The organism is Vibrio tubiashii ATCC 19109 (assembly GCF_000772105.1).
GTDB lineage: Bacteria > Pseudomonadota > Gammaproteobacteria > Enterobacterales > Vibrionaceae > Vibrio > Vibrio tubiashii.
Genome location: NZ_CP009354.1, coordinates 720,641 through 732,684 on the forward strand (window position 1 = coordinate 720,641; position 12,044 = coordinate 732,684).

General features: G+C 46.4%; 6 protein-coding genes. 4 read left to right on the forward strand and 2 right to left on the reverse strand.

The window, feature by feature from the left end; translation table 11 throughout:
• Positions 1–85 precede the first annotated feature (85 nt).
• The 3 genes from recC (at position 86) to recD (ending at position 9,613) form a co-directional block, all read left to right on the forward strand.
• Positions 86–3,544: an exodeoxyribonuclease V subunit gamma gene (gene recC / locus IX91_RS03375; protein WP_004746263.1), complete on the forward strand. Its 3,459-nt coding sequence runs from the start codon at positions 86–88 to the stop codon at positions 3,542–3,544.
• A 307-nt stretch (positions 3,545–3,851) separates the two neighbouring features.
• Entirely contained in the window at positions 3,852–7,469 is a 3,618-nt protein-coding gene (recB, locus tag IX91_RS03380) for an exodeoxyribonuclease V subunit beta (RefSeq protein WP_004746264.1), read from the forward strand.
• 2 nt (positions 7,470–7,471) lie between these two features.
• A complete protein-coding gene (gene recD / locus IX91_RS03385) occupies positions 7,472–9,613 on the forward strand; it encodes an exodeoxyribonuclease V subunit alpha (protein ID WP_004746265.1) in 2,142 nt (713 codons plus the stop codon).
• Positions 9,614–9,639: 26 nt separating this feature from the next.
• On the opposite strand, the gene IX91_RS26605 is transcribed toward recD, so the two are convergent.
• Both IX91_RS26605 and argA read right to left on the reverse strand, forming a co-directional pair.
• Positions 9,640–9,816 (reverse strand): hypothetical protein, encoded by a 177-nt coding sequence (locus tag IX91_RS26605; RefSeq protein ID WP_004746266.1) that lies wholly within the window; start codon positions 9,814–9,816, stop codon positions 9,640–9,642.
• A gap of 206 nt (positions 9,817–10,022) precedes the next feature.
• On the reverse strand, positions 10,023–11,360 hold the full coding sequence (gene argA, locus IX91_RS03395; RefSeq protein ID WP_004746267.1) for an amino-acid N-acetyltransferase: 1,338 nt from the start codon (positions 11,358–11,360) through the stop codon (positions 10,023–10,025).
• 225 nt (positions 11,361–11,585) lie between these two features.
• On the opposite strand from argA, the gene IX91_RS03400 reads away from it, so the two are divergent.
• A complete protein-coding gene (locus IX91_RS03400) occupies positions 11,586–11,999 on the forward strand; it encodes a DUF2850 domain-containing protein (RefSeq protein ID WP_004749791.1) in 414 nt (137 codons plus the stop codon).
• Positions 12,000–12,044 lie beyond the last annotated feature (45 nt).

Sequence of the window (12,044 nt, forward strand, 5' to 3'; positions counted from 1 at the left end):
CAAATCATACGCTTATAACGCTCTCGAAATTGATCAGCTTGTGCTAGTCTCACCCTAGTTGCGGCAATATTAGTGTGAGTGCATTTTGTTTACTGTCTACCATTCCAACCAAGTCGACGTCTTAAAGTCACTACTCGTTGAACTCGTTCGTCTCAATCCATTAGAAAACCCTTTCGATAAAGAGCAGATCTTGGTGCAAAGCCCGGGTATGTCTCAGTGGTTGAAGATGGAACTGGCTAAAGAGTTTGGCGTAGCGGCGAACATTGATTTTCCTCTGCCAGCGACATTTATCTGGAACATGTTTACAGAGGTATTGCCAGATGTACCTAAGCGTAGCGCCTTTAACAAAGAGTCGATGACTTGGAAGTTGATGCACATCTTGCCTGGGCTTCTGGGTCAGCCAGAGTTCGAACCACTTAAGCGCTATCTAGAGCAAGACGAAGACAGTTCCAAGCTTTACCAACTCTCAGAGAAAATTGCCGATATCTTTGATGGTTATTTGGTTTATCGACCAGAGTGGATTGCCAGTTGGGAAGCGGGGCAAGCGGTACTGGAGTTGGAAGATGAGCACCCTTGGCAGCCGATTTTATGGCAAGCGCTTTACGATCATACTGTTGCCTTAGGTCAGTCACCTTATCATCGCGCCAACTTGTACGAACACTTTATCGATACCTTAGAAAACTTTCAGGGCAGTTTTGAACACTTGCCTCAGCGCTTGTTTGTGTTCGGAATTACCTCACTGCCGCCACGTTATATGGATGCGCTTAAAGCCATAGGTGAGCATATTGATGTCCACCTGATGTTTACCAACCCTTGTCGTTACTACTGGGGTGAGGTTCGAGACAGAAAGTTCTTAGCGCGTTTAGCGGCAAAACACCGTAAACATGTGGTGTGGAATCAAGACCACTCAGAGCAACAGGGCGAGAGTGAGCAACTAAAAGGCTCGATTGAAGATAACGTACTTGATGAGCTGCATACCGATGCGGTGGGGAATAGCTTACTCGCTTCAATGGGTAAGTTGGGACGCGACAACATGTATCTTCTATCGCAGCTAGAATCACACGAGATTGAAGCTTTTGTTGATGTTGAGCGAGATTCATTGCTCCATCAACTTCAAGCAGACATTCTCAATCTTGAAGAGCATCAAGATGATCATCAGTTAGAAACCAGCTCGCATAAGCAAGTGGTGCAATTAGGCGATAAGTCCCTCACGCTGCACGCTTGCCATAGCCCGATGCGTGAAGTGGAAGTCTTACATGATCAGCTATTGGCGATGTTCGATGCCGATCCAAGTTTAAAGCCACGCGATATTATTGTCATGGTGGCGGACATCAATGCCTACAGCCCAGCCATTCAAGCCGTGTTTGGCAACGCTCCCGGTGAGCGATTTATCCCTTACTCTATTTCTGACCGTACCGCCGACCAAGAAAGCCCAATCCTTAATGCATTTATGCAGCTGGTTAATCTGCCAAACACCCGCTGTTTAGCGTCTGAGTTACTCGAACTGCTTGAAACTCCGGCGATTTTAGCTCGGTTCGGCTTAACGGAAGATGAGTTTATTTTAGCTAAACAGTGGGTCGAAGAGTCGGGTATTCGCTGGGGATTGAATGCGACCACAGGACAAGAGTTTGATTTACCTGAGACAGCGCAAAATACTTGGCAGTTTGGTATTGAGCGCATGTTGCTTGGCTATGCCATGCCAGAATCAGCAGGGCTGTTTGAATCAAGGTCAGGGGCGCTTTCACCTTACAATGAAGTGCAAGGAATGGGTGCGGAGTTAGCGGGCAAGCTGGCGCACTTTATTGAGACGATCAGCGATTACCGACACAAACTGGTACAAACTCAATCAATTGATAGTTGGCGCGAAATACTAACCTTGCTGCTGGATGATTTCTTTAGTGTTGAACTCGAAGGTGAAGCTGCGCTCAAATCGATTCGTGACACCTTGGCCAACTTAAAAGAGCAACTGACGGACGCTGCCTTCGAGCAGTCATTATCTCCGGCGATTATTACCACCTATTTGAACAACAAGCTGTCGGGGACGCGGATCAGCCAGCGCTTCCTTGCTGGGCAAGTGAACTTCTGTACCTTGATGCCGATGCGCTCTATTCCATTTAGAACGGTGTGCTTACTGGGTATGAATGATGGGGTCTATCCACGTTCTATGCCGCCAGAGGGCTTCGATCTGATGAATGGGCGAACCAAACCAGGGGATCGCTCTCGCCGAGATGATGACAGATACCTATTCTTAGAGGCTATGCTGTCTGCGCAGCAAACGCTATACATCAGCTATGTTGGCCGCTCAATCCAAGATAACACCGAGCGTGTGCCATCGGTGCTGGTTTCTGAGCTGATGGAGTATTGCCATCAAAACTACCGCCTAGATGGAGATGAGGTGTTAGCGAGTGATGAGTCTGGAGAAAAACTGCTATCAGAACTTATCACTCACCACTCTATGGTGCCGTTTAGTGCTACCGCGTTTGTCGGTGAGCATCCAAGTTATGCTAAAGAGTGGTTACCTGCGGTGAACAGATTAGGTCAGGTAAGCGGTGAGTTTAATCGACAACTGCAAGATTACTTACTCGATGCGACCTACCCGTTAGAGCTAGATCTGGTTGAGTTGCAACGCTTCTGGCGTTTGCCGGTGCAATACTTTTTCAATCGCCGCTTAAAAGTGATGTTTGAGCCACCGCTACCGGTTATGGAAGATGACGAGCCCTTTGTACTTAATGGATTAGAAAGCTATCAAATGCGCGACAGTTTATTGGATAGCTTACTCAAACAGCAGCTTTCTGGTGGTCAAGATAGCAAGGGTGTGATTGAAAGCTTTGTTAAGCAGCAACGGGCGCAAGGGAGATTACCGGTTGGCGCATTTGGTGATATCGAGTTTGAAACTAACCGAGTTCAGGCGCAGGAGCTGGTGGAAAAACTGACTTTCTTATGTGGCAGCGAAGCTAATGACCTCGAAGTAAAGCTGACTTTTGATATCTTAGGCGAGGATAAAAAGGTCAACCTAACTGGCTGGCTGACACAGTATTATCAGTCGGGCTTAATTCGTTTTCGCAGCGGTAAGATTCGCTCACAAGACTACTTGTCTGCTTGGATAGACCACCTAGCGATGTCGGCGATGGGCATTAGTAAGCGCACCCATATGATTGGTTATGATCGCAAGGAAGGGGTTGTTCATCTTATCTACCCTGAAATTGCAGATGCCAGCTACGCTCATAGCTTGTTAGCTGAGCTGGTTCGTTTGTTCTACCAAGGTATGACCGAACCCTTGTGCTATTTCCCGAGAACCGCATTAGCGGGTGTTGAAGCGGGATTCAGTCGTGGGAACTGGGTGGATGATGAAGAGAAATCACTCAAGAAAATGGCCGATACATTTAACGATAGTTTTATGGCAGCAGGTGAAGGCAATAACCCTTACATCTCGCGTATTTGGCCAAATTGGAACGACAACTTAGCCGCGCAGGCACGCACCATCACAACATTGGTACTGCAAACTCCTCGACTAGAGGCAAAGAGCAGTGAAGACGCGCAATAGATCAGCTTAGTGGAAAACAGGTTGAAGGAAAGTAGGTGGCCGCCAGTAAATCATTATAGTGTAGGGCGTTCGCTGTACGGCCACAGGTCAGAGGGACCATTATTCTGTCGGTTTGTTGCAACTTGGCTGCTTAGACAAGCTTAGAGTTGCTCAACACATGGCGCGCATAGTAGCGGTTAGGTAACGAGCCTGCCGTGAGAAGGATCTCATAAAGTCCCAAGTTTTTAGGGATTTATATTAATAACAATCGTTTTTAAGTCTGGATCACATTTGGATCTCGGGTTTTCATAAAAAGGGCAAATATTTTATGACAGCAACGTCAATGGTTACTCCGCTTAATGCCATGACTTTTCCCTTGCACGGTGCACGATTAATTGAGGCATCGGCGGGTACGGGTAAAACCTTTACTATCGCTGGCTTATACCTGAGATTGCTTCTCGGTCACGGTACATCCGAGACCAAACATCAGGTGCCGTTGACTGTCGACCAGATTTTAGTGGTGACATTTACTGAAGCGGCAACTGCAGAGCTTAGAGACCGAATCCGCGCTCGTATTCATGATGCTCGTCTTGCCTTTGCCCGAGGTAAAAGTAGCGATCCTGTGATTGAGCCTTTACTTGATGAGTTCAGTGACCACAAACAAGCCGCGGAGATCCTTTTGCAAGCAGAAAGGCAAATGGATGAAGCCGCGGTCTATACCATCCACGGCTTTTGCCAACGCATGTTAACCCAAAATGCATTTGAATCAGGCAGTCGCTTTAACAACGAATTTGTGACCGATGAGAGTCACCTTAAAGCGCAGATTGTTGCCGATTACTGGCGACGTAATTTCTATCCTTTGCCGCTTAATTTGGCAGGAGAGGTGCGTCGAATCTGGAATGCCCCCTCTGATTTACTACGCGATGTGACTAACTATCTGACTGGTGCACCACTGAGCCTGTCTGTTGCTGCGATGAGTGGCAGTTTAGCGGACTTACACCAACAAAATCTAAAGCGTATCGATGAATTGAAATTGCTATGGCGAGAGCATCAGGATGACTTTTTCGCCCTGATTAGTGACTCTGATGTCAACAAACGCAGTTACACCAAAAAGTCTTTACCGACTTGGCTCGAAGCGGTCAATGTGTGGGCGGCAACAGAAACGACGGGCTATGACTATCCAGACAAACTGGAGAAGTTTGCCCAGAATACCTTGGTTGAGAAAACGCCGAAAGGCACCGCGCCGCAGCACCTTGTTTTTGAAGCGATCGATGCTTTCCTTGCTGCGCCAATTAGTCTCAAAGCGCCTATTCTTGCCCATGCGATTGAACATTGTCGCGAGATGTTGGCAAAAGCCAAACAGCAGAAACAGTGGCTCTCTTTTGATGACTTGCTGACCAATCTCTCTGCTGCTATTGATGGTGATGAATCAGAGCTACTTGCAGAGCGGATTCGAACTCTCTATCCGGTCGCTATGATTGATGAGTTCCAAGATACCGATCCCCTTCAATACAGCATTTTTAGCCGTATCTATTTGAACAACCCTGAATGTGGTTTGTTCATGATCGGTGATCCCAAACAGGCAATCTACGGCTTCCGTGGCGCAGATATATTTACTTACATCAAAGCGCGTAATCAGGTTTCGTCGCACTTCACTCTAGGTACTAACTGGCGTTCTAGCGCAGATATGGTCAGTGCGGTAAACCAGATTTTTGAGTTGCCTTCGAGCCCGTTTATTTACGATAAAGATATTCCATTCTTGCCTGTCGACTCTAGCCCCAACGCGGATAAACGCGTTTGGACTATCGGTGGTCAAAAGCAACCCGCGCTCACTTATTGGCTGCAAGATGCGGACGAGAAGCCATTACCAAAAGGTGAGTACCTAGAGGCGATGTCTAAGGCGACCGCGGATCAAATCCAAACCATTCTCACTGCGGCGCAAAACGAGCAAGCTTTCTTTAAAGATGGTAAAGGAGAGCATACGATTCAGGCGGGAGATATTGCAGTACTGGTTCGAACCGGTAATGAAGGTCGTATGGTGAAAGATACGCTAGCCAAACAAGGTATTGCGAGTGTTTATCTATCAAACCGAGACAGCGTGTTTACCTCGCTTGTCGCCCAAGATATTCAGCGTCTATTGCAAGCGGTACTGACGCCTGAAAATGATCGCGCCTTACGAGCAAGCTTGGCTTCTGAAATGTTTGCTCTCGATGCAGGTAGTTTAGATAAGCTCAACAACGATGAAAATGAGTGGGAAAACGCAATCAATGAGTTTAAAGAGTACCGTAAACTCTGGACTCAGCGAGGTGTGCTCCCTATGTTGCGCAGTGTGATGAGCAAGCGACATATTGCTGAGCGCTTATTAGAAGAAGAAGGTGGAGAGCGTGCACTGACGGATTTGATGCACATCGGTGAGCTGTTACAGCAAGCAAGTCAGGAACTCGATAGTGACCATGGTTTACTACGTTGGTTGGCTCAAGCGATCAGTGATGCACAAAATGGTTTAGGTGGCAGCGAAGACCAAATTCAGCGCTTGGAATCAGAGCGTAATTTGGTGCAAATCGTAACAATCCACAAATCAAAAGGTCTGGAATATGATCTAGTGTTCTTGCCTTTCGTTCTCAGCTATCGCGAGGCTAGCGAAGCAAAATACTATGATGAGCAACAAGACAAAACCATTTTAGATATTACTGGGCAAGATGCTTCTTTAGCGCAAGCTGATAAAGAGCGCCTTGCTGAAGATTTACGTCTAATCTACGTAGCGCTTACCCGTGCCGTTTATGGCTGTTTTGTTGGGGCTGCGCCACTGAGAAACGGTCGCTCTACTAAAGAGCCAACCGGTGTTCATCACAGTGCGATGGGGTATTTGCTACAAGATGGCAAAGAAGGGGGGATCAATGATCTCACTAACGCTATTCAACAGCATGTGGATGGGCTTGAAAGTGTGCGATTAAGCGACTTACCAGAGCTACAACAAGAGGTCTTTGTTGCCCATACTTCGCAGCAGCAAGATATAACCGCAAGTGAGCTGAAAAGTGTGATTGATCGAGATTGGCGAATCACCAGTTATTCTGGATTGGTAAAACAGGGCTCTCATCATAGCTCGGATGCCTTTACTGATTTAATGCATCTTGATATTGATTCTTCCGATGAGCACGATGAAGATGAGTTAGTTGAACCAGAGCAATCCATCTTCACTTTCCCGCGCGGCGCTAGACCGGGTACTTTCCTGCATACGTTATTCGAAGAAGTCGAGTTTACCGAGCCAAGTACTAGCGCAGCGAATACTGAGATTATCACTCATCTTCTCGACAGTGAGCAGTTAGAACCAAGTTGGCTACCGGTTTTACAGCAATTGATTGATACCGTGTTAGCCACACCACTGGACGGAAAGTCTTTGCTGCTTAACCAGAAAGGGCCAAGCCAACGTTTAGTTGAGATGGAGTTCTTGCTACCGATTGAGGTACTGGCGGCGCCGGCATTAAATCGCGTCATCCAGCGTCATGATCCTTTATCTGCAAAGGCTGGTGACTTAGGGTTTTATACCGTTCAAGGTATGTTGAAGGGCTTTATTGATTTGGTGTTTGAGCATCAAGGTAAATACTATGTCCTTGACTGGAAATCGAACCATCTGGGTGACGAGGTCGGTTTCTATCACGGAGAAGCGCTAAAATCTGCCATGGCAGATCATCGTTATGACCTGCAATATCAAATCTATGCCTTAGCGCTACATCGCTTCTTACGCAGTCGAATCGCAGATTATGACTACGATCAGCACTTTGGCGGTGTCTACTACCTATTCCTTAGGGGGATGGATGGAGAAAGCGAGCATGGCATTTTCTCTGCCAAACCAAGCCTAGAGTTTCTTAACGATATGGACAGACTCATCGATGGGCAAAGTGTCGATGCGAAAACGAATCAAGTTGGCCAGATGGAGCTACTGTAATCATGACTACTCTTATTTCTGTGCTTAAACAACTGGCAAACAAATCCAGCATCAGACAACTTGATTATCAGTTTGCCCGATTTATCGCTAGCCAATCGCAGGATGATCAGCTCGCTTTTATTGCAGGAGTCGTTAGTCACGAACTTGGCAAAGGCCATATCTGTCTACCGCTGTTTGATGCAGAAGGGCAGCCTGTCGATCTCGCTGCTAAGCTGGGTTTGTTTGGCGAAGCGGCGCTAGAGTTAAATCAAACGCAGGTGACAGTTGATTGGGTATCCTTGCTCAACAACTCTTGTTTGGTGGCTAAAAACTCAGCTGAAGAGAGTGAAGCGCTACCGCTGATATTTGATGGTGAGCGACTCTATTTACACCGCTATTGGCACTATGAAGTGACCTTGGCTGAGCGTTTGAATAGCTTTGGGTCACCTATGATCCTAAAGCCTAATGAAATCCAAAAGCTTTCCAATCTACTCGATCATCTTTTTGCTCGTAACTATCGCTATCTCTTTGAAGCAATTAACAAATCTCAGCAAGAAGGTAACTCTACGCCAGTAATGCGTCAGCGTATGGTTTGTGACCATCTAGACGTCGTGGCAGAGGATAAATTGGATTGGCCTACCATAGACCAAAAGCTCCTAGCCGCTAAAAACATTGAGCAACTTTCGGTGTTGGACGAGTTAGTTCCTTTATCTGCGTGTGTGAATTGGCAGAAAGTTGCAGCTGCGGTTGCACTGAGTAAAAGGTTTGCCGTGATCTCTGGTGGTCCGGGTACAGGTAAAACGACCACCGTAACCAAGCTGCTTGCCGCTTTGATTGAGCAAGCTCAAAGCTCATCGCAGCAAAACGCTCAAGCTGAGCAGCCAACGATTAAGTTGGTCGCGCCGACGGGCAAAGCAGCAGCGAGATTAACTGAGTCGATTGGTAAGGCTGTGGCAGAATTACCTGTCGCGCCTGAACTAAAACAAGCCATTCCAACCGATGCCAGTACATTACATCGCTTGCTCGGTGCACTGCCTAACAGCTCAGAGTTTCGACACAACAGAGATAATCCACTCCACCTAGATATCCTGGTGGTCGATGAAGCCTCAATGGTCGATTTGCCTATGATGTACAAATTGGTCGATGCGTTACCTAAGCATGCCAGATTGATTCTACTGGGTGATAAAGATCAGTTGGCGTCAGTAGAAGCGGGGGCGGTACTGGGGGACATTTGTTCATTCAGCCAGCTAGGTTTTAGTCATGGTCAAGCGGCTCAAATTGCTCGCTTAACCGGTTTTGAAACACTGGCTCACACCACCAATACGCTGCCCTCTATTGCTGACAGCTTGTGTATGCTGAAGAAGAGCTATCGATTTGATGCTCGTTCTGGGATCGGTCAATTAGCGCAAGCCATTAATGCTGGTTCGGCGCAAAAAGTTGATTGGGTTTGGCAGAAAGATTTCTCTGATATCGCTAAGTTTCCGATGGATAGCCAGCACTACAATCAAATGGTGCAGATTTTGGTTGCTGAATATAGCCATTACCTTAAGCGAATTGATGTGCAGCAACTTGATTCTGCAACAGGCGAAGTCGAAACCATGGCGAAGCGGGCCAAAGCGGTATTAGATCAGTTTGCGCGTTGTCGTTTGTTGTGCGCTATTCGTGAGGGTGACTTTGGTGTTACTGGGCTCAATCAGCGTATTGAACGTGCACTGGCGGCTAAAAAGTTGATTCAAACCCAAGACGAGCTTTGGTATCACGGTAGACCTGTGATGGTGGCGAGAAATGACCATGCACTGGGTCTGTATAACGGTGATATCGGCATTTGCATGCTGGATGACTCGGAAAGCGAGCCAAGATTGAAGGTCTTTTTCGAACTGCCAGATGGCAGCGTCAAGTCAGTGTTGCCAAGCCGTGTACCAGAACACGAAACCGCTTATGCGATGACGATTCATAAATCTCAAGGGAGTGAATTTGAGCATACGCTAATGATTTTGCCACCAGACTTTACCCCGATTTTGACACGTGAGTTGATCTACACAGGGATAACGCGAGCGAAGAAACGTTTGAGTTTATACATTGATGAGCGAGTGATGAAGCGTGGAATTAAAGTTCGAACTGAGCGAGCGAGTGGGTTGATACACAGGTTGCAGCGAAGGGGATAACCATCCGTGGCTACCGTATTAAACGATTAAAGTGCTTTAGAGAAAGAGATACTGCGGATGCGGTACTTTTTCTGATAGTTCAGAATGAACGCCTTTAAGCCTTCTGTCACTGGGAAGACACAGTGAACGTCTAGATCTTCTAGTAGTTCATTATCAGCCATATCCCAAAAACTCTGTACAGAGTTACAGATAATTTTCTTCATCGATAGTTTGCTCTTAGTGACGTAGTCAGTAACCTCAAGCAATCCTTGCGACTCAACTGAGTAAAAAGTTAAGTAGAGAAGTGAATCCTATCTAGCTCCTCACTAGAGGTGAGGAGCTGAAATATTAACCAATTGGAAATATGAAATAAAGCTTATAGTGTAAGAAAAATAAGCAATTTGATCGCAAATGTAAGAATTACAATCGCTTAGAGAACAAGTGCTAAGATCTTCGATTTTCGTTGATAGTTGTATAAGTTTTGCTTCTGGGAAGGCAGGAAATCGACCCCCATTTCATGGAAACCTTGCTCTCTAAACCAGTGAAGGCTATGGGTGGTTAAGACAAAGATGTGTTCAATCCCCTGAGCCTTAGATTGTAAACGCATGTGGTTAAGCAGCAGTAAGCCTCTGTTGCCGTCACGATACTCAGGATGAATCGCAACACAGGCCATTTCAGCCATCTTTTCATCTGGGTACGGGTAGAGAGCTGCGCAGCCAATGATCAGTCCATCTTTTTCTATGATGGTGAATTGATGCAGCTCTTGCTCCAGCTGTTCACGTGAGCGCCTAACTAGCACGCCTTGTTCTTCCAGTGGCTGAATTAGATCTAAGATGCCACCAATATCATCAATGTCGGCTACACGAACTTGTTCAGCACTGGCTTTCACCACTTGGGTTCCGATACCATCGAGTGAAAACAACTCTTGAATCAGAGCACCATCAACTTTATAGCTCACTAGGTGGCTGCGAGGAACCCCTGCTCGACAAGCCGCGGTCGCTGCGCGTAAGAACCTTAGTGTGCCTGAGGAATTATCAACGCCTTCGATTCGGTCTGTTTCAAGTCTTGATAAAATTCTTTCCGCATCTTTTGGGAACAGTTCAGCAACGACGTCACCATTTTCGTCGATGATGCCCTGCTCTGAACAAAAGCCGATTAACTTGTCCGCATTGAGCTTAATGGCGACCTGAGTTGCTACCTCTTCTGAAAGTAGGTTAAACGACTCTCCGGTAACTGAGCTTGCTATCGGGCCAAGGAGAACAATCGAACCTTGATCCAACATGCGATTGATCCCTTCCACATCGATGCGTCGAATCCGGCCACTGTGACAATAGTCGATACCATCGTCGACCCCGAGAGGTTGAGAGGTAATGAAGTTACCGCTAACAACGTTCAGTTGAGTTCCAGCCATAGGGGTATTGCTTAAGCTCATCGACAGCTGTGCAGTGATGGTCAGCTGTAATTGCCCGGCAGCTTGCATGACGTAATTAAGGGATGTCTCATCTGTAACGCGGATTCCTTTGTGATATGGACTATCGTACTGATTTTGCTGAAGAAGGTGATTAATTTGTGGTCGCGCTCCATGAACGAGAACAATTTTGACACCTAAGCTATGCAGTAGAGCCAGATCACTGATAATATTCGAAAAATTGCCGTCAGCCACGGCTTCGCCGCCCAGCATAATGACCATGGTCTTATCTCGGTGAGCGTTGACGTAAGGAGCAGATTGTCTAAACCCTTTGACTAGGGCAGTACTTCGAATCTTCACAATATCTTCCGTGAATTGAATTTATATACAAAGATATTGCAATTTTATTCGGTGTTCAGCAAGGTTTTTTTCAATGTGATGCAAGTGCTTCTTTGTGTTCTTAGTGTAAGGAGCGGATTTCGACTTTGAGACTCAGGGCCATTGAGCAGGTCAAAATGGTTTTGTAATTCGCGGTAAACACATTTTTGGTTAACAATTAATGGTGAAATTATCAGTAGTACATTGGTGACAAAGAAAGTGAGTGGTGTGAGCGGTAAGAAGAAGTTTCTTGAGAGAGCAATAGTGTTAGGTGCAATTATTGCTGCGGTAGCGGCTGTTATGATGACAAGCAGCTTGTATCAGTTCTACTTAGCTACAACGTATCCTAAATCGAATGTTTATGGCACTTGGGTTGAGCAAAACGTTGCGTCTTATGCGGCGGAAGAGTTTGTGGTCAGCTCTGCAGGTATTTCTATTAACGGTGGGATTGTCGATACTCAGTACAGTTGGGATGGCTCCCATCTTGAGTATCGCCTTGGCGATAAGGTACGTAAGTTTAAAGCGCTCAATGAGGAATTTACCGAGCTGCAGTTAGTCTCAGAACCCAACTACCAACCCGTGTATCGATTGTCAGAAAAAGTTAAAAATAACATTCATTAACGACGACTCGATTGCGAATTCCTAACAAGTTTGTCATGCTCATGA

What these genes read in the sequence shown, in the direction of transcription:
- recB (WP_004746264.1), top strand. Translation starts at nt 3,852, where the DNA reads ATGACAGCAACGTCAATGGTTACTCCGCTTAATGCCATGACTTTTCCC.
- recD (WP_004746265.1), top strand. Translation starts at nt 7,472, where the DNA reads ATGACTACTCTTATTTCTGTGCTTAAACAACTGGCAAACAAATCCAGC.
- IX91_RS26605 (WP_004746266.1), bottom strand. Translation starts at nt 9,816, where the DNA reads ATGAAGAAAATTATCTGTAACTCTGTACAGAGTTTTTGGGATATGGCT.